This window comes from Paenibacillus intestini, from assembly GCF_030803945.1.
In the GTDB taxonomy this organism is placed as follows: Bacteria; Bacillota; Bacilli; order Paenibacillales; family Paenibacillaceae; genus Paenibacillus; species Paenibacillus polysaccharolyticus.
The window spans coordinates 1,152,939-1,173,226 of record NZ_JAURUN010000001.1 but is presented as its reverse complement, the minus strand read 5'-3'; the positions used below and the strand labels follow the sequence as shown (position 1 = coordinate 1,173,226).

Genomic DNA, 20,288 nt, shown 5'->3' with positions numbered 1-20,288 from the left:
CTGAAAAGGAGAGGGTTTAAAATGAAAGAACAACAACAGGTGGACAATGAGCAAAATGTACCCAAGCAAATCATGCAACACTTCACTGGGCTTCTGCTTGATGGGAAATTCGATGAGTGGGCAGAGCTGTTTACCATTGATGCCATTTTTGAATTTCCTTATTCACCTCCGGGTTATCCGCAGCGGCTGGAAGGGAAATCAGCCATTTTCAATCATGTGATTGCGTTGTTTAAATTTCTCAAAATTCATCAATTTAGCGAACCGACCATTTTAATCGATCCAGACCAACAACGATTTGTAGCAGAATTCACTTGTGAAGGCGTATTTCTGAGTACAGGGAAGCCATACAATCAAACATATATTTCTGTCGTCAGCTATGATTATGACAAAATTACGCATTACAGAGACTATTGGAATCCTCTTATCGTAATGGAATCGGAAATGGGAGGTGTTGTAGATGAGCAATGAGAAACCTCTTACACTCATTACCGGAGCGAATGGCAAGACAGGAAGTCGAGTGGCTGCACAGCTACAGAAACAAGGTTATCCGGTACGTTTGGCTGGAAGAAAGCTTCCGTCGTCCACAGATTCTCGTGGGAATCATGTCTACTTTGACTGGTATGATCCTGCGACATATGGCGCAGCACTAAAGGGTATTAATCAAATTTATCTTGTTGTGCCACAGATGGATATAAATCCAGAGAAAGTGATGGTTCCTTTCATTCAGGAAGCGATATGGAGTGGAGTGAAGCGTTTTGTGTTGCTGGGAAGTGCATCTGTCGATGAAGAAGGGCCCGTTTTTGGCAAAGTACATCAAGCCTTGAAAAAGCTTGCGCCAGAGTGGGCTGTGTTACGTCCTTCTTATTTTATGGAAAATTTCACGGAGGGTCCTCATCGACAGTCGATTGCCCAGTTTCGCAAAATATATAGTGCAACGGGTGAGGGGAGAATCGGTTTTGTAAGTGCGGACGATATAGCAGCGGCTGCCTTCCGTGCCCTGACCGATGCTTTTCCCCATAATACAGAGCACATCATAACGGGACCGGAATCGTTATCCTATGCAGAGGTGGCGCTGAAAGCCAGTGAAATTTTAAATCAGCCGATCCAGCATGAATCGTTATCGGAGGAGACTTTAAGGAACCAGATGATTCAAGCAGGGATGCCAGAGGAATATGCGACGATGCTTGTAGGTCTGGATACTCATATTAGAGAGGAAGGGAGAGAAGATCAGGTTACGGATACCGTTTTACGCATAACGGGTAAGCTCCCGCTATCCATCGAGCGCTTGTTTTCAAAACAGTTGGTGGAGTAGCATAGATGAGAAAATTGATGAGGAAATCTTTGTGGGTATTAGATCCATGCATGATCTATTCATACAAGGGATAAGAGCATAACTGAAGCATATAAGGTAGATTATGAGGTAGTTTACAAGGTAAATGTACAGAGTATGTCGAATTGGTACACGTATAGACGAAGCAGAAAGGATGGGAATGAAGATGTCCGTCAACTTTACAAACCTTGAACGAGGAAGCTGGACAACCGAGCCTGTTCATACCCAACATGATGGAGAGAGGTTGATTGTACAGGCTCAGGAGGGTAGCGATTTTTGGGAAGAGACGTTCTATGGTTTCTGTCACCGAAATGGTCATGCCTTGCTTGCGCCGTGGGATGGGGAACAAGCTGTTGAAGTTTCGTTTGATCTAAGTTCTTTCACCGAATTATATGATCAGGCGGGATTAATGCTGTGGCATGGAGAACATCAGTGGATTAAAGCCGGGGTTGAAGTCAATGATGGCATTGTGCATGTGGGCGCTGTTGTCACAGATCAATTTTCAGATTGGTCACTCTCACCTGTACCGGAGTGGGGGGGACGAATCGTTACCATTCGTGCATCGTATCACCAGGAATCCGTTGTCATTCGTGCGCGTACAGATGAACATCCGTGGCGTACGATTCGGGTGGCGAGATTTGCTTATCCAACCGATAAGCAGGCAGGACCGTTCCTTTGCTCGCCTAAACGGGCAGGCTTTGAGGTTGCTTTTACAAGATGGATATACACCGCACCAGATGCAGACTTGCATACCGATCCACCAATTAGCGGGTAAACGCAGAGAATAGATTCTGTAAGGGAATCAGTGAATCAAAATGTAAACAGCTACCACAGCCAATTGAAGAAATGGAAGGATTGCTTCGATTGTAAGAATAAAAAAACTTCGGTTTTCTGCTTCTTCTTGTTAAGCTAAAGGGCAGTTATGCGTAACTTTCAGGGAATGTAAGAAACGAGGAGGCAGACAATTCATGGGAGAAACAAATGTATGGGATGCGGAGTGGGAGGTTAACGAAGAGCAAGCGCGGACGCTGATCGGCAGACAATTCCCTCAGCTGTCATCAAAGCAAGTGAAGCGATTGGGCTGGGGTTGGGACAATACGGTTTTTCTCATCGGTAACGAGTATGTATTCCGGTTTCCAAGAAGGACGTTTGCAGTTGGTGCGATTCGTATGGAAGGGAAGCTGCTACCGAAGCTGGATGCATATTTGACCATCCCTTATCCGAAACCGTTATTCTATGGCGAAGCAAGTGACGAATACCCGGCACCATTTCTCGGCTATGCCCACGTGCCAGGAGATTTCCCAATCGGTTTGGCAGAAGAACACCGGGCTTTATCGGCAGAGACGCTGGCGAAATTTTTGCGAAGATTACATGAGTTTCCGGTGCAGGCGGCGCTGGAGTGCGGAGTTCAGCAAGATCATCGAAACTTGACGGACATTGCATCGCGCAAAGTGAAAATGGAGGGTTTTCTGTCGAAGGTAGTTGAACACTTGTCTCCGGAAGAGTTCGGTGTGATCGAAGCATATATTGGCAGTCTGCCACAGGACCGTGTCGAGGCCGTGAATAAAGTGCTACATGGAGATCTTCATTTCAAAAATATGCTTGTGAATGAGAACGGGATCGTTTCCGGAATCATTGATTGGGGTGATCTGAGCGTAGGTCATCCGGCTTGCGATTTGAGCATTGCTTATAGCTTTTTACCACCATACGCTCGCGGCGTGTTTTTTGAAACGTACGGAGGAGCGGACGAGGAAACGAAGTTGCTGGCGCGTCTGATCGCTGTATACATACCTATACTGATCTTAATGCAAGCGATCGATGACGGGAATGAAACGATTGCGGCAGAAGCGAAATCCAACATCATGCGGGCACTGTCGGATTAGGTTCATTATTTCGTTCCGGCTAAGAGGCTATGGCTATCAACACCATTTTGGCGTTTATAGTCGCGATAAGGTACGATCCGCCTTCTCAGACGCCGCTTTACATCTACGAACACGGAATTCAACAGAGTAAGTCGTTGCGCTAACGGGACACGATTGTAATAAACCGCCTTTTCAACAAAGGCGGTTTTCTTATGGTCAAATATCAACATTACATTCAATGAATGCTTCATGAGGCAGCTAGCGAAAAATTGTATTCTGGGTGAGAATGCTCAAGTACGTTCATAGGATGGCTCGATGAGCGATTAGAGGTAGCACTATATTACATTTTAGAATAAATTTGCCTCTGCACTGGTCTGGTCACTTCTGTTCTGGTTCTTGAGTGAGCTCGTCGTCTTGTTCTTCCTTGTCCTGCATTTCGCGCATACGTTCTTCGTAATCGTCCAGAAACCATAGCGGGTCCATATTATCTTCTTCGCCGTTATAGTTAATGAGGATTTCTTCGCCAGCCTTGATGTCTTTATAAGCATAGAAATCAAAGGTGTGATTTTCGAAGTTGATATCATACGTGGCATTAGGCTCGTAGGAATGATTAATCAGACTGCCGTATCCTAACAGGATCGCCGTATGATTGGCACCGTATTCGAAGACGTAATCCTCCAGAATTGTTTTCTCAATATGCTCGTGATCTTCATTTGGATAAGGCACCACAGGGGCCTGATGGATCAGTTGACCTTTTGCAATATCCACTGTAGCAAATACCCCGCGATTAAACTCACCGCCGTCACCCAGCTTGGACTGTTTTACTTCAATCATGACATTCACCTGATGCTCTCGCTGAGAGCTCCGTTCTATATAATGGTTGTAATTCGTTTAAGGCAAAATTTTACCGCATACGCCGGGATAAGGCAAATCGAACATCACATTTTTTAAATAGGGCGTTGAGTTGTGCGGCAGATAACGCTTATAATATACAAAGAATTAAGTCTATATAGAAAAGGTGTCATGAATGAGCATATTAAATGTAGAAAAATTAAGTCACGGTTTTGGTGATCGTGCTATCTTTAACAACGTTTCATTCCGCTTGCTTAAAGGCGAACACATTGGTCTGATCGGGGCGAATGGAGAAGGTAAATCGACCTTCATGAATATTATTACAGGTAAGCTACAGCCAGACGAAGGTAAAGTGGAATGGTCCAAACGTATGCGTGTAGGTTATCTCGACCAGCATGCGGTACTCAGCAAAGGACAATCGATTCGCGATGTGCTGCGCAGCGCATTCCAATACCTGTTTGACATGGAACAGGAAATGAATGACATGTACGGCAAGATGGGCGACGTTACGCCAGAGGAACTGGAGCAGTTGCTTGAGGATGTAGGTACAATTCAGGATACACTGACAAACCAGGACTTTTACATGATCGATGCCAAAGTCGACGAAACTGCGCGTGGTCTGGGCTTGACCGACATTGGTCTGGACAAGGACGTTAATGACCTGAGCGGTGGACAACGGACCAAAGTATTGCTCGCCAAACTATTGCTGGAAAAACCGGATATTCTGCTCCTCGACGAGCCGACGAACTATCTGGATGAACAGCATATTGAATGGCTGAAACGTTATCTGCAGGAATATGAGAATGCCTTTATTCTCATCTCGCATGATATTCCGTTCCTGAACAGCGTAATCAACCTCATTTACCACATGGAAAATCAAGACCTGACGCGTTATGTGGGCGATTACAACCACTTCCAGGAAGTCTACGAGATGAAGAAACAACAGCTGGAATCGGCGTACAAGCGTCAGCAGCAAGAGATTGCAGACCTGAAAGACTTCGTAGCACGTAACAAAGCCAGCGTTGCCACTCGGAATATGGCGATGTCCAGACAGAAGAAACTCGACAAAATGGATGTTATCGAGATGGCCAAGGAGAAACCGAAGCCACAGTTCAACTTCCGCGATGCGAGAACGTCAGGCAAGCTTATTTTTGAAACGAAAGGCCTGGTTATTGGTTATAACGAACCGTTGTCCAGACCGCTTGATCTGCGTATGGAGCGCGGCCAGAAAATTGCGCTTGTTGGTGCGAACGGTATCGGTAAAACTACCCTGATGCGTAGCATTTTGGGTGAAATTCAGCCTTTGGAAGGCAATGTCCAGCGCGGAGAACATCTGGAGATCGGATACTTCCAGCAAGAGATGAAGGATGCCAACTACAATACGTGTATTGAAGAGATCTGGCAGGAGTTCCCTTCCTATACCCAGTTTGAAGTTCGTGCCGCACTTGCCAAATGCGGACTGACAACGAAACATATCGAGAGTAAGGTCGCAGTTCTCAGTGGTGGAGAGAAAGCGAAAGTGCGTCTTTGCAAGCTGATCAACAATGAGACCAACCTGCTTGTGCTTGACGAGCCGACGAACCACTTGGACGTGGATGCGAAGGATGAGTTAAAACGTGCGCTTCAAGCGTACAAAGGCAGCATTTTGCTGATTTCACACGAACCTGAATTTTACCGTGACGTCGTGACAGACACATGGAACTGTGAATCCTGGACGACCAAAGTATTCTAAAAGGCGCGTATTTCACTTGCATAGAGCATGTGGAATACGCGTTTTTTGTCATATTAGGCGGAGGATGAAATAGGACAAAAGAATGGTTGACAGCCTTAAAAGCAAACGATATTCTAATTCTAGAAAGCGGTTACATTTTGTGTTTAAGAAACCTGTTTGACGACATGGGCAAAAAAGAAACGGTTCTCGGTTCTCCGTAACGTGCATGATTGCACCTGCCTGAGTAAACGGGGCTTTTTTTGCTCTTGAATGAAACCGGTTTCATTGAATGGGGAGGTGTGATCAGCGGAAGAAGCATGGTCTGAGGCCCAATGGACTGATTCATGTGTACTAGGGCGTGTTTAACCACTACGCTGAATATGTAAGGAACCTGCTTATATTTTCAGGCGCAAAGGAGCGAATCGAGATTGGATAAACTGAGAAAACCGGTTGCAATTCTATTATCCGCTGCACTGATGTTATCTTCAGGACCGTTGATGTACCCGAACAAGGTTCTTGCAGATGGAGCTCTTATTCCCGCATTGTTAATTCAAGACGATTTTTCCGATGGGGACTATACCGTTTCACCAGAATGGCATGTGATCTCAGGCCAGTGGCAAGTGACATCAGATCCGACGGACGCAGCCAACCAGGTTCTTTTTCAAAATGGGACCGATGAAGGTTTTATCACAACGGGGGAGCCCGTACCGGATAAAACAGTGTCGATGCGTTTTTATACAGGAGCGGGTGAGGGATTTCCCGGTATTTTGCCGCGGTTTCAAGACAAGAGCAACTACTACTATTTCCAAATGCAGGTGCCCGGCAACAAACTCGTTTTCAGCAAAAGAGTAAATGGCGCAGATACCACGCTAAAATCGGTGGAGTATGCATTCAGTAAAAATACATGGTATACGCTTAAAGTGTCGGTATCGGGGACCTCCATCCGCGGTTATATCGTCGAAAATGGGATGGACCGATTGGTTTTTGATCTGAACGATACATCTATTGCAACCGGTACCGTTGGCATTCGAAATAAGTGGCAGACCGTACATATTGATGATGTAATGATTGCGGAGCCGCCTCGAATGAATGAAGCTGTGCTTGCAAAGGATGGAGAGACGGCATCTTCAATTTCATTGCATTGGCCGGATATTGAAGGGGCAACGGGTTACCGTCTGTATCGCTCGAACACAGAGGAAGGCGGCTACTCTTATGTAAGTCAGATGTCATCAACAAGTTATGTGGATGAAGGACTAAGCTCGGATACAGCCTATTATTACAGACTTGCCTATGACTACGGGGCATTAACCGAGTCACAGTGGTCTGTCCCGCTTGAAGCCAAAACGGCTGCCGAGGCACCACAGGCACCGGGGGACTTGAAGGCGACAGCGTTGACAGCGACAAGTGTCAAATTGAGCTGGAATACGGTCAGTAAGGCGAATGGTTATCGTGTCGTTCGCGCCGAGCAAGGAACGGAAGATTATGAACAGGTATATGACGGCAACCTATTGTCTTTTACAGATCAGGCACTTGAGCCTGGAAAGAATTACAGTTATCGGGTGACGGCGTACAATGCTGCGGGTGAATCGGCATTTAGTACAGCGGAAGCGCAGACGTACACGGTAGATTCTCCTTCAGGATTTGGTGTTACTGCTATAACGGATACGTCCATTTCCTTAGGATGGGCTGCACTGCCCGGATCGGAAGTCTCCTACACGGTTTCGAAGGCCACAAGCGCTTCGGGGACGTATCAGCAAGTCTACACAGGGAAGTCTACTTCGTTAGACGATACAGGTTTGACGATGGGCACGGGATACTTTTATACAATTCAGGCCAAAGTGGACGGAATGGACACTCCTGTATCTGCACCGCTTGGTGTATCCACGGTGCGCACAAGTATTACGCCAGGACAAATGTGGCCGGATCAAAACGGCAAACCGATTGATGCTCATGGCGCAGGTTTCTTTTACGATGAAAAAACAGAAAAATATTACTGGTATGGCGAATATCATACGGGGGGGTGGCCTGCTGCGGGTGTGCGTGCCTATTCTTCCAAAGACCTGATGAACTGGACAGACGAAGGCATGGCATTGACGATGCTGCAATCGATGGATGATTTTGACACAAACCCGTTAATCAAGGAACTCTATGCAGGTCGCGAGGATCGTGTGGACATCTGGGCCGATATTCGCAAAGGACGGATTATCGAACGGCCAAAGGTCATTTACAATGATAAAACGAAAAAATATGTCATGTGGGCTCATATGGATGGAGACAAGGACCCTTACAACAATAATGCGAATTACGGTAAAGCGAAGGCCGGTTATGCAATCAGTGACTCACCTGCTGGACCTTTTATATATCAGAAAAGTTACCGTATGGACATGGCCCCTGAAGGCGAGAAGGACTATTTCCCAAGTGACAGAGGAATGGCCCGTGACATGACGCTATTTAAGGATGATGACGGCACGGGTTACCTGATCTACTCCAGCGAAGAAAATCTGACGTTATACATTTCCAAGCTCACCGAGGATTACAGTGACGTCACAGGCTGGCATAAGCAAGGTCTTAAGGATGATAAAGGCAATCCTGTCCGCGATAGCGTGTATCAGGCGGAATACGGCGTAGACTATGTCCGGGTATTCCCGGGTGGACAGCGTGAAGCACCGGCCATGTTCAAGTATCAGGGCAAATACTATATTATAACATCGGGTGCAACGGGCTGGGCTCCTAATGAAAACAAAGTTACGGTCGCGGATCATATCTTCGGACCTTGGTCGGCGATGACAAATCCGTTTGTCCGCACACTGCCGAGTGATCCTGATCCCGGGAAGGCATTTGGTACACAGGCAACTTCAATCATCCCGGTTGATCCGGAAAAGGGCAAGTTTATTTATGTAGGAGATATGTGGAACGGAGGCAATTTCGCCAACGATGCAGCCAAGTACGTGTTTTTGCCAATCGAATTCGGTATAGGGTCAGACATTGCGATCAAGTGGTATAACAGCTGGACACCCGATCTGTTGAATTCCATGGGTAAGGTAGATATCGCAGATAAACTGCCTGAAGCGGTGAAGCTTGGCGAAGTTCCAGTGCTTCCTTCCACGGTAAAGGTGCGTGATGGAAATAATCTCGTGTCAACGCCAGCCGTCTGGACGATTAATCATCGTGCGATGACAGCGGAGGATTTTTCCAAGCCTGGACCGCTTACGCTACAGATTACAACCCCTGAGTATAACAACAAAACACAGGCAGTTCGTGTGTTTGTCATTCCCGAGAATACATTATACTTTGTGAACAGCGGTGGTTATGATACGGCAGATTACAAGCTGATGAGTGGTTATATGCAAGATACGCTCATGCATCCGGGAATTATAGATCAGATGTATGCTCCGGCTAATGGTCAATCCTGGGGATATGTTAGTGCCGATGCGCTGCCTTCCGGTTCGAACGGCGGTGATATTTTCTCGACCGTACGTTATCTGAATGGCGGCAATGTCAGCAACTCGCCTAAAGGCAAGGATTTGACCTATAGCTTTGATGTACCAAACGGTGAGTATGATGTGTATGCGGGATTCAATGATCCGTGGACGAATACTTCACGCCGTGCGGATTTGTTAATTAACGGTACGAATACCGGGGCGGTTACCTATATCCCTGCAAGTGTTCGGGCGCAAAAGGGTATTCAAGTGTCAGACGGTAAACTGGATATCACGGTGCGTAATACTGCTTCCCAGGACCCGCTGATCAGCTGGATCATGATTGTAAAACCTGATATATCGTCTCCTGGTTACGGTAGCGGGGGGCTGCACTCTGTTTCCGCCACGCCTTCAAGTGTAAAACTTGGCTGGGATACATTACACGGTGCGGCAACCTATAAGCTGTATCGTTCGAATCAAGAAGAAGGAACTTACGAAATAGTTTATTCCGGCGCGCTTCCAGAGTATACGGATTCTGGGCTGAGTGAAGATACGGTTTACTATTACAAAGTCGAGGCACTGGACGATGCAAGCCAATCCATCAAAGGATTGTCTGATCCTTATCAAATCACAACAACTCGCCAGACGGCTGCTGACGTGGCTTCAGGCATTACAACACTCGAACAGCCAACGACGGCTTCTGCAAAAATTAAACTGCCAGTGTTGCCTCAAGGTTTCATGGCATCCGTTCATTCAAGCACAGCTCCGACTGTAGTGCAACTGGACGGAAGCATTATTTTACCAGCGAGTGAGACGACGGTCTGGATTGAACTTGCCATCACACGAACCTCTGATGGGAGCAAAGCGATAACGACGCCTCTGATCATTAAAGTGCCTGCACGTACAACATCTCCAGGCGGCAATGATTCAGGAGGGAATTCTGGCGGAGGATCAGGGAATAGCTCAGGCGGCAATAATGGAAATGGTTCAAACCCGGGCAACGGTGGTCAGATAGGCAACAATAATGGTACCTCAGGCACAACTCAATCGCAGTCGTCAACTCAACCTGTCACAGAAAAGGACCGCGCTGTTCTTGAACTGCAAGCCTCTTCGGCTCCAGAAGGAAATGCACAGTCCAAAGTGGATGCTTCAGCGATTGAAGCTGCGGTCAAAGCCGCACCTCTTACAGGCACAGGTCAACGTCTGGTTGAATTTCGCTTGAAGTCTGTTCCGGAAGCGGCTGCATATGAGCTGGCCCTGCCAGTTTCATCCCTGCTGGAGCAGAAGAAATCCGATGTTTTCCGTATCGTGTCTGCGTTTGCGACGGTTGAGCTTCCCGCTGATTTGCTGCCAAAAGAGGGAACCAATGAGGGTACGGCAATTATTCGATTGATCCGCACACCGCTTTCGCAAGGGATAACGGATCGTTTGGGAGCAGGACATGGTGTGCAAATCGAATTTAGCCTTAATCATCAGAACTTCATGCCTGATAGAGAGATTTCAATTGAATTACCGTATACCTCTTCGAAAGATACCGTCGCTGATAAAGTGATTGCTGTGCAAATTGGAGCAAGCGGGGAAATCAAACCGCTGCCACAGAGTTATTACGATCCGCAACGCGGTGAGATTATATTTTCTGCAAATGCTTTATCCTTGACTGGTGCATATGCTGCCTTATCTATGGAAGAGAACTTTTCGGATCTAGCCGGAGTACCATGGGCACAAAAAGCGATGGAGGCACTCGCTGTTCGGGGCGTGGTGGATGCAACAGGTAGTGAGGACACCAGACAGCTTCATCCAAAGCAAGATATGACACGCGGGCAATATGTGCAGTGGCTTGTAGCTTCGCTCGGCCTAAACGGGAGTTCTACTGAACCATTCAAGGATGTGAATGAACAATCTTCTTATTATAAGGCCGTTAACATAGCACGATCACTCGGTATTACGGATGGGGCTGGAGATGGACGTTTCAAGCCAGAGTCCACGATTACTCGTCAGGAGATGATGACCTTAACAGTAAGAGCGCTTGTTTCGGCTGGACTCATTGATGATGAAGCACAGAATTCTTCCGCAACTGATCTTGCCCGTTTCCGGGACGCAGTTCAGATCAACTCGTATGCAAGAGAAAGTGTAGCTGCGCTTGTGAACCTGGGCATCGTAGGTGGTTACAACGGTGAAGTAAAACCTGCGGCTGAAGCCAGCCGAGCCGAATCTGCTACGCTGATCTATGCAATGATGAGCAAGCTGGTCTGGAAAAAGTGATGAATCACTGTAACTTATAAAATAGAAAGAAGCTTGTTTTCACCTGAAGTCAGGTCAAAGCAAGCTTTTTTTGCTGTTCATTGTCGATTGTTGTTGATGTATTTGCAACGAGGTGATTTTCACGTTTTGTTCCTTTATCAGTGAAACTGATAAATGGTATAAAATCATTGAAATTGACCCTCACCCCCCGGTGTGTTAGGTTCTAGAGAGAAGAAATTAATATGATCATTTTAGTAGGAATTAAAATCGAAGTAATGCGTGAGGTGGCAGATGGTGGAACTTCAAGTGACAAATAGTCCTTTTAATCAAGAGCAGGTAGAATTGCTCAATCGACTTATTCCTACATTAACGGACGGACAAAGACTCTGGCTTGGTGGGTATATTGCAGCGTATCAAGCAGGTGTGGCAACAGCACAGACTATTGGGCAAGTTGGACAAAATCCGGTAGCAGCGCCGGTCAGTGCTCCTGCCGTTTCCCGTGAAGTTACGGTGCTGTACGGTTCCCAGACAGGGAATTCCATTGGATTATCGAAAAAACTCGGTAAGAAGCTGGAAGAACAGGGACTGCAAGTAACCTTGTCATCCATGGGAGATTTCAAACCGAACGGACTGAAGAAAATTGAAAATCTTCTGATTGTGGTCAGCACACATGGAGAAGGCGAACCGCCGGATAATGCAATTCCTTTTCATGAGTTTTTGAATAGCAAACGTGCTCCAAAGCTGGACGGACTTCGTTATTCCGTATTGGCACTTGGAGATACCTCTTATGAGTTCTTCTGTCAAACGGGTAAGGATTTTGATAAACGACTACAGGAACTGGGCGCAACAGCTTTGGTTCCACGAGTAGACTGTGATGTTGATTTTGATGAGCCAGCTGCAACGTGGATGAACGATGTACTTGCATCGCTTAGCAGTACAGTAGCTACTGCGGGTGCGGTAACCAGTGAAGCGATTACAGCCGCGGTAAGTGGTGGAGAATCGGAATATAACCGTACCAACCCGTTCAAGGCAGAGGTGCTGGAAAATCTCAACTTGAATGGCCGCGGATCAGATCGTGAGACACGCCATATTGAGCTATCTTTGGAAGGTTCCAATCTGGATTATGAGCCGGGCGATAGCCTGGGTGTTTTCCCGGAAAACCATCCGCGCCTCGTGGATGAATTAATTGCAGCTATGGGGTGGAACGCAGACGAACGGGTTACGGTGAACAAAAATGGAGATCAGGTATCGGTTTACGAAGCACTGCTGCGTCATTACGAGATTACAGCAGTAACCAAACCGGTGGCAGAGCAACTCGCCAAGTTGAGTTCAGGAAACGAATTAACAGCATTACTCGCCAATGATTCCGAATTCCGTAACGTCATGAATAGCTCCGATCTGCTAGATGTGGTTCAGGACTACGCACTGAAGGGCATTCCAGCCGCTCAGTTTCTAGCGGTTCTTCGGAAAATACCAGCACGTCTGTATTCCATTGCAAGCAGCTCGAAGTCTTTCCCGGACGAGGTTCATCTAACGGTTCGGACTGTACGTTATGAAGCACGTGGCAGACAACGTTATGGCGTATGCTCGGTACATCTCGCTGAACGTATCGAAGCTGGTGACACTTTGCCAGTATATATTCAGCATAATCCCAACTTCAAATTACCCGAGAATCCGGATACACCCATCATTATGGTTGGACCTGGAACAGGGGTTGCTCCATTCCGCTCTTTCCTTGGCGAAAGAGAAGAAACGGGTGCAGAAGGAAAAACATGGCTCTTCTACGGGGACCAGCACTTCTCAACAGACTTCCTTTACCAAACGGAGTGGCAGCGTTGGCTCAAAGATGGCGTTCTGACGAAAATGGATGTTGCCTTCTCTCGTGATACGGAACAGAAAGTATATGTACAGCACCGTATGCTGGAACATAGCAAGGAATTGTACCAATGGCTTCAGGATGGAGCAAGCGTGTATATTTGCGGCGATGAGAAAAAAATGGCTCATGATGTACATGCGGCGCTGATTACGATTCTACAGCAGGAAGGCGGCCTGTCATCCGAGCAGGCTGTGGAATACATGACACGGTTACAACAGGAGAAACGTTATCAGCGGGATGTGTATTAATCCAAGGCTAAGCCGAAAGGTTATATTCCGCAGAAACGAGAGGAGAAAGCGGCATGGCTTATAATAACTTACTTAATCCGCAACGTACCAACAGCGATGTGGAAGATATAAAGATCAAGAGCAATTACTTGCGTGGAAGTCTCACGGAGACACTGGCCGATCGCATTACTGGCTCAATTCCCGAAGATGATAACCGGCTGATGAAACATCATGGCAGCTACATGCAGGATGATCGTGACCTGCGCAATGAGCGCAATAAATCCAAGCTGGAGCCTGCTTATCAGTTCATGCTACGTGTGCGTGCTTCCGGGGGAATCGTAACGCCGGAGCAGTGGCTGATGATGGACCGTGTTGCCCATAAATATGCGAACCAGACGATCCGTCTGACCACTCGTCAATCGTTTCAGTTGCACGGGGTGTTGAAATGGGATCTCAAAAATACGATTCGTGAGGTCAATGACTCTTTGCTAAGTACACTCGCTGCATGTGGAGACGTTAACCGTAACGTGATGTGCAACCCGAATCCGAATCAGTCTGAAGTTCATGCTGAAGTGTATGAATGGGCTTGTCAGGTGAGTAATCATCTCGATCCGCGAACTCGTGCATATCATGAACTGTGGCTCGATGGGGAGAAGATCATTGACTCCCAAGATTCGGACGAAGAAGTTGAACCCATCTACGGCAAGGTATACTTGCCACGTAAGTTCAAAATTGGTATCGCGGTACCGCCGTCCAATGATGTGGATGTATTTTCACAGGATCTCGGTTTTATCGCCATTGTAGAGAACGGCAAACTGCAAGGATTTAACGTATCTGTTGGCGGAGGAATGGGCATGTCTCACGGAGATTCGAAGACATATCCTCAAGTATCCAAAGTCATTGGTTTCTGCACGCCGGAGCAGATGATTGATGTTGCAGAGAAAACGGTTATGATTCAGCGTGACTACGGGGATCGTGCGGTTCGTAAACATGCGCGTTTCAAATATACAATCGATGACCATGGTCTGGAGTGGTTTGTTGATGAGTTAACGAGTCGTCTTGGCTGGAGTCTGGAAGCGGCACGTGCATATCATTTTGACCATAATGGGGATCGTTATGGCTGGGTGAAAGGCAGTAATGGCAAATGGCATTACACGTTGTTCATTCAGAATGGACGGGTAAAAGATGTAGAGGGTTATCCGCTCATGACGGGTTTGCGTGAAATTGCCAAAATACACACCGGAGATTTCCGTCTGACGGCGAACCAAAACCTGATTATCGGTAACATTAGCAGTCAGAAAAAGAAAAAGATTGAAGCATTGATGCAACAATACAATCTGACGGATGGCGCGCATTATTCAGCACTTCGCAGAAGTTCCATGGCTTGTGTCGCACTCCCAACCTGTGGTCTTGCCATGGCTGAGTCCGAGCGTTACCTGCCGTCCTTGATCGACAAATTGGAGCCTGTACTGGATGAAGCGGGTTTGAGGGATGAAGAGATTGTCATTCGTATGACAGGTTGCCCGAATGGGTGCGCCAGACCGATGCTGGCAGAGATTGCTTTTATCGGAAAGGCACCAGGCAAGTACAATTTCTATCTCGGTGGTAGTTTTACAGGTCATCGTCTGAACAAATTGTACCGCGAAAATATCGGTGAAAATGAGATTCTGGACACACTGACACCGATGATTAATCAATATGCCAAAGAGCGCAACGAAGGCGAGCATTTCGGAGATTTCGTGATCCGTGCGGGTTATGTACCTGAAGTGCTGGACGGAAGACAGTTCCACGCGTAACTTGATGCATACTCAAAAAGCATTCCTTACGGAGTGCTTTTTGTTTCTTCGATGCAGAATCGTTTGATGAGATGAACTTGTTGAACCAAGCGCAACACGATATAATGACAAAGTAGAAAGCAGATTACATGTTGAAAGTGAGCGGAAACGATATGGGTCGTAAGTGGAATAATATTAAGGAAAAGAAAGCGTCAAAAGACGCAAACACAAGCCGGGTCTACGCGAAATTTGGCGTTGAGATCTATGTAGCGGCGAAGAAGGGCGAACCGGACCCTGAAGCGAACCGTGCACTGAAGGTCGTTCTGGAGCGTGCCAAAACGTATAACGTACCTAAAGCCATCATTGACCGTGCAATGGAAAAAGCAAAAGGCAGCGGCGATGAGAACTATGAAGAGTTGCGTTACGAAGGCTTCGGACCAAACGGTGCGATGGTCATCGTGGATGCGCTCACGAATAACGTAAACCGTACAGCACCTGAAGTGCGTTCTGCGTTTAACAAAAACGGGGGCAACATGGGTGTGAGTGGTTCTGTTGCTTACATGTTTGATCCTACAGCAGTCATCGGCGTTGAAGGTAAAAATGCGGAAGAAGTGCTGGAAATCATGTTGGAAGCAGATGTGGATGTGCGTGATATCGTGGATGAAGATGAAGCGGTTATCGTATACGCAGAACCAGACCAATTCCACGCAGTACAAGAAGCATTTAAAGCTGCTGGCGTGAACGAGTTCACGGTAGCCGAGCTGACGATGCTGGCACAAAACCACATTGAACTGCCTGCAGATGCACAAGTTCAGTTCGAGAAGCTGATCGATGCGCTCGAAGACCTGGAAGATGTGCAGCAGGTATATCATAACGTGGAGTTTGTGTAAGGATTGAATAAAACCTATTAAATATTTAGCATTTATGTATCATTTCTGTACTCAATAAACGGCTTATTGTTTACCAATTAGTTGTTAGCGATGATGTACAATAAGTTTTTTGGCGGGGATTAGGATGATTAACATTAATTTTTCGTATTCCTGTTGTTCAAAAAACTCACTTTTTGTGTGAAACTATTACACAAAAAGTGAGTTTTTTTGATTTGAAGTTTAGTAACTAAACTGACAAATAACAAATATGATATTAATAACCAATACGAAAAATAGAAATCTGAATTATTCAATAAGAATATTCTTACTTCCTTGAAGGAGTTGACTATTGAACTAAAGAAGCTTTAAATAAAATGTACATATGTCATAAGGCTAGAATGGAAAACTAAATACTCCTTAGGCTGATAAAATTGGTGCTAACATCACTAAACTCTTTGTTCAAGTGGCTTAACAGTCATTTGATTGCAACGATATTTTCTAATAAAAAGAGATATAGGCATGTAGTTATTTCCCCATCTCATACATCTGCTATCATCTGATCTTATAAATATTGATGTTATATTGGTGAGATGGGAGGATTAGCTTCCGTCTATACTAGTTAGATTTATTAAATGAGTAAAAGTTTATCTAATCATTCAATAAAAGAGTTGTCTCATCGACGATCTCAAGGGGAATATATATAATGCTCAAAGAAAGTTTATTGGAAATAGCGAAGCTTGACGTAAGAGAAGCAATGAGGAAAGAGATCGAGTTGAACGAGCTAATAATTGAAGAGTATAAGAACTTAAATCGGTACTCGAAGCGTCACTTAAAAGAAATAGCACTTCGGGCAATTGCTCGAAATGATTCTTTAAAAGCATTTTTATCTTTGGCAACAGAAGAACAGAAACCAGATGAATTAGGTAATGTCTATCCCCATAATGCTTTGTTCGACCAATATGTTCGACAAACCTCATCATCAAGTTATGCTGCCTCCATTGGTAGAGAAGCAAGATTGCAATTGAATCGTGATTATACTCATGGTCACATGTATAGTAAACGTAAGTACAAAAGTTGGTTCTTGGATGAACCGATTCCAGAGACAACTGTAACTTTCCTTGATAAGGTTGGATTCTTTTTTGATGGATTTTGGAACTTTATTAAAGAACGTGAGAATTTTTCAACAATATATGGATTCATTATAATAGCTTCTTTCATTTGGCTGATATTTTTCAGTGATGGAAAAGAAACTATCACTGCTACGAACTCAAATACAATCAGTTCAGGTGGTGTTTTTGGTGGTAATTCCAGTAGTAAATCAGTACCAGATTCACCGCAAGTTAAGGATAGCTCAGGCCAAGCAGGATTCGGAAATAGCGGACAGAGTGGATTTGATGCTGTAAGTAGTAATGTTGAGAATTCCTCATCAGCTTCAACACAAAACGAAAATGATGAGCCAAAAATACAACAATCTACGCACATTTTTGAACTGAAAGCCGAATACTATTTGCCTAGACGTGGAAGTAACGATGTATTCAGCATAAAGGATGGGGAAACAGTTGAAGATCTAGTTGAAGGAGATGAACTCGTCCTAACAATTTATAAACCTAATGGTGAATTTATTTACGGATTTTGGAATGGAGAACTATTAGAGGGACAAAATCATAATTGGAATGATGATAAGGTCTCCTATACTTTCTGGCTTAAGGCGGGAATAAACGAGATAATAGTAGTGAATGGCACAGAGGAGTACTTATTCAACTTTAATACAACGGAATTCGTTAATACATTTGATCCATTTCAATACTTTACTATTGGTTCATCTAAAGAAGAAGTTCTATCACTAATGGGTGAAAAGGGTAAAGGTAGAGAAATTACTATTGGTAATGAAGTATGGTGGTTTTATGATGATAAACTGTCTTATATTTGTTTCGATTCAAAAGGAGAAGTTAAGGCATGGAGAAACCATAATCATTTTCTAAAGGTTACTTTAGGATATAAAGAGCCTAACGCTCCAGACCTGACAATTGGTTCTAGCAAAGAAGATGTTATTAAGGCTATGGGAACACCTTCAGCCATCTTATATGATAACAGCTGGCAGTACGGAGCTAACACTATTAACTTCAATAACAACGATAAGGTTGTTTCATTTATCGATATTGATGGTAGTCTGAAGACTGAATAAAACCAGCCCTTGCATATTGAATGAGGGGTTTATATAACCAAATGTCAAACAAATTAGATTATGAAAAGAGATGAAGTCATGCCTGATGGGCATGACTTTTTTATTTCTATGTGGTAAAAATTTCAGGTAGTTACCCTTGATGAGAATAGGAGATAATTTTATAGTATTGAAAATGAAGGACTTCCAATATGTCTAACATGACATATTGGAAGTCTCTTTTGATTTATATTAAGATTTAGTCGGAACAGTGTGGGCTTGCTTATCCGATGAATCGGATGTTTCTTTTTTCAGTCCGCCAAATTTGAAGAGCACGATGCCACCTACAATGACAAGCACACCAATAAGTTGGTTCCATGAGAACGGAATTTGCTCCAGACCGAGCCAACCCATCGAATCAAATAGTAAAGCGAAGCTTAACTGAGAGGTTAATACGATGGAAATCGCATAGGTTGGGCCAAGTAACTTCATGCCTTGAACGAGACAGAAGACGACGCCTACACCAATCGCACCACTCAGCCAGTACCACGACTGCATGTGCTGAATGCTAAATGTATTTTTTCCTTCAACGAGTAAGGAGATTACAAAAGAAGCAATAAATCCGGTAAATAACACCATCGTTGTGGTCGACCATGAACCGGTGCGTTCATTGACTTTACTATTAAATATCGTTTGCAGACTGACCAGTGAACCAGCCAGTAGCGCAAGTAAAATACCTGTAATGATCATGCGTGTCCTAACTCCTTATTCATAAATGTTATGTCCCGCAATGTGCCTAAGGCCTGCACGATTTTTAATGCGGATTAATCCTTGATCCCGTTGGATGTAACCGTCAGCACATAGCTTCTGAATCACCCGATTCAAATGACGATAGCTGGTGCCGATCAGGTTGGCGATGTCCGTCAGGTTAAAAGCGTCGAGTTCCTCATGCATTACGGTTCCGCCTTCATCCGTTGAGATGGATAACAGATAACTGGCTAAGCGAACATCCACCGGATACATCAGATTAAAGTTCGAAAAGTTCGAATCGATGTAAAACTTGTGTGAGATTATTTTTAGCAAAAATTGCAGTAATGGCGCGTAATCACTGGCAAGCTCAGTAAGCCAGCGGTAATGAATACGGAGCATTACAACAGGGGACACCGCCTGAACGGTGTTAACGATGTTACTTTCACGCACATATTCGATATCTCCCACCACTTCAAGGGGTGTTTTGAAACAGAGCACGAGTGTTTTGTCTTGTGGAGAGGTGGTGAAAATTTTAATTTTCCCCTCTACCAGGACATATAAGTATTCGGAAGCTTCGCCTTCGCGGCAGATGAGCTCACATTTTTCAAATTGACATAGGGTCATATGAGGACGTAGGTGTTCGTGAAAAACCGCCTCCAATTGATACTGTTTCAAATAGTCCATAATTTGCTGGGATTGATGAATCTCTTCCATGCGGTTCTCACCTCTGCGTTAATTGTAATGAAACTACAGCTTCATAATGATGACACCGGCGATCATTAGAGCAATGCCTAGGAATTGCGGCAGTTTCATTTTTTGTTTAAGCACGCCAAACCATCCATTGCTGTCGATCAAAAAAGTTAGAAACAATTGGGCAATCAACAATGCCGAGATCGTAAAAGTGACGCCAATTTGCTGAATCGCAGAGACTTCACTGAAAATAATAACTGCCCCAAATGCGCCTCCGGCAAGATACATCGGTTTAACCTGTTTAATTCCCTGAAGATTGGTGTCCCGCACAAACATCAGGATGATCGCCGCGAGTATAAATCCCGTTAACTGGGTGATCGAGGCGGCCTGCCATGTGCCTATATCTGTGCTGATTCTGGTGTTAGCAACCCCTTGTAGCGTAATGCAGGCTCCGCCCAGCAAGGCAAAAATAATCCCTCTCATCTTTCTCCGTACACTCCTTCAATGCATGACTTCGACTTCTAT

14 protein-coding genes are annotated in these 20,288 nt (G+C 45.2%); 10 read left to right on the top strand and 4 right to left on the bottom strand.

Annotated features, from left to right (window positions below):
• The first annotated feature begins 21 nt into the window (after positions 1-21).
• The 4 genes from J2T16_RS04925 to J2T16_RS04910 all read left to right on the top strand — a co-directional run bounded on the left by J2T16_RS04925 (position 22) and on the right by J2T16_RS04910 (position 3,213).
• Positions 22-468 (top strand): nuclear transport factor 2 family protein, encoded by a 447-nt coding sequence (locus J2T16_RS04925; protein WP_499017874.1) that lies wholly within the window; start codon positions 22-24, stop codon positions 466-468.
• On the top strand, positions 458-1,312 hold the full coding sequence (locus J2T16_RS04920) for an NmrA family NAD(P)-binding protein (RefSeq protein WP_499017873.1): 855 nt from the start codon (positions 458-460) through the stop codon (positions 1,310-1,312). Before J2T16_RS04925 ends, J2T16_RS04920 begins: the two co-directional genes overlap by 11 nt.
• Positions 1,313-1,496: 184 nt before the next feature.
• Complete coding sequence (locus J2T16_RS04915) at positions 1,497-2,105, top strand: DUF1349 domain-containing protein (protein WP_499017872.1); 609 nt, start codon at positions 1,497-1,499, stop codon at positions 2,103-2,105.
• A 193-nt stretch (positions 2,106-2,298) separates the two neighbouring features.
• A complete protein-coding gene (locus J2T16_RS04910; RefSeq protein WP_499017871.1) occupies positions 2,299-3,213 on the top strand; it encodes a phosphotransferase in 915 nt (304 codons plus the stop codon).
• Between the two features lie 357 nt (positions 3,214-3,570).
• Here J2T16_RS04910 and J2T16_RS04905 read toward each other — a convergent pair whose 3' ends face one another.
• Complete coding sequence (locus J2T16_RS04905) at positions 3,571-4,026, bottom strand: SET domain-containing protein (RefSeq protein WP_090924000.1); 456 nt, start codon at positions 4,024-4,026, stop codon at positions 3,571-3,573.
• Positions 4,027-4,219: 193 nt separating this feature from the next.
• On the opposite strand from J2T16_RS04905, the gene J2T16_RS04900 reads away from it, so the two are divergent.
• From J2T16_RS04900 to J2T16_RS04875, 6 genes are all read left to right on the top strand, one after another.
• Positions 4,220-5,776 (top strand): ABC-F family ATP-binding cassette domain-containing protein, encoded by a 1,557-nt coding sequence (locus tag J2T16_RS04900; RefSeq protein WP_090924001.1) that lies wholly within the window; start codon positions 4,220-4,222, stop codon positions 5,774-5,776.
• A gap of 407 nt (positions 5,777-6,183) precedes the next feature.
• Positions 6,184-11,436, top strand: coding sequence for an S-layer homology domain-containing protein (locus J2T16_RS04895; RefSeq protein WP_499017870.1), 5,253 nt, complete (start codon positions 6,184-6,186; stop codon positions 11,434-11,436).
• Positions 11,437-11,709: 273 nt separating this feature from the next.
• A complete protein-coding gene (locus tag J2T16_RS04890; RefSeq protein ID WP_499017869.1) occupies positions 11,710-13,539 on the top strand; it encodes an assimilatory sulfite reductase (NADPH) flavoprotein subunit in 1,830 nt (609 codons plus the stop codon).
• Positions 13,540-13,592: 53 nt separating this feature from the next.
• Positions 13,593-15,314 carry an assimilatory sulfite reductase (NADPH) hemoprotein subunit gene (gene cysI, locus J2T16_RS04885; protein ID WP_221788567.1) on the top strand — a complete coding sequence of 574 codons (1,722 nt, stop codon included), beginning with the start codon at positions 13,593-13,595 and terminating at the stop codon, positions 15,312-15,314.
• A gap of 152 nt (positions 15,315-15,466) precedes the next feature.
• Entirely contained in the window at positions 15,467-16,183 is a 717-nt protein-coding gene (locus J2T16_RS04880) for a YebC/PmpR family DNA-binding transcriptional regulator (protein WP_090924069.1), read from the top strand.
• A gap of 682 nt (positions 16,184-16,865) precedes the next feature.
• Complete coding sequence (locus J2T16_RS04875; RefSeq protein WP_499017868.1) at positions 16,866-18,347, top strand: hypothetical protein; 1,482 nt, start codon at positions 16,866-16,868, stop codon at positions 18,345-18,347.
• 228 nt (positions 18,348-18,575) lie between these two features.
• On the opposite strand, the gene J2T16_RS04870 is transcribed toward J2T16_RS04875, so the two are convergent.
• The 3 genes from J2T16_RS04870 to J2T16_RS04860 are packed head-to-tail and all read right to left on the bottom strand — an operon-like array spanning position 18,576 to position 20,246.
• Complete coding sequence (locus J2T16_RS04870; RefSeq protein WP_499017867.1) at positions 18,576-19,073, bottom strand: DMT family transporter; 498 nt, start codon at positions 19,071-19,073, stop codon at positions 18,576-18,578.
• 15 nt (positions 19,074-19,088) lie between these two features.
• Positions 19,089-19,787 carry a Crp/Fnr family transcriptional regulator gene (locus J2T16_RS04865; protein ID WP_499017866.1) on the bottom strand — a complete coding sequence of 233 codons (699 nt, stop codon included), beginning with the start codon at positions 19,785-19,787 and terminating at the stop codon, positions 19,089-19,091.
• Positions 19,788-19,820: 33 nt separating this feature from the next.
• Positions 19,821-20,246, bottom strand: coding sequence for a DMT family transporter (locus J2T16_RS04860; RefSeq protein WP_090924008.1), 426 nt, complete (start codon positions 20,244-20,246; stop codon positions 19,821-19,823).
• Between the last annotated feature and the right edge of the window lie 42 nt (positions 20,247-20,288).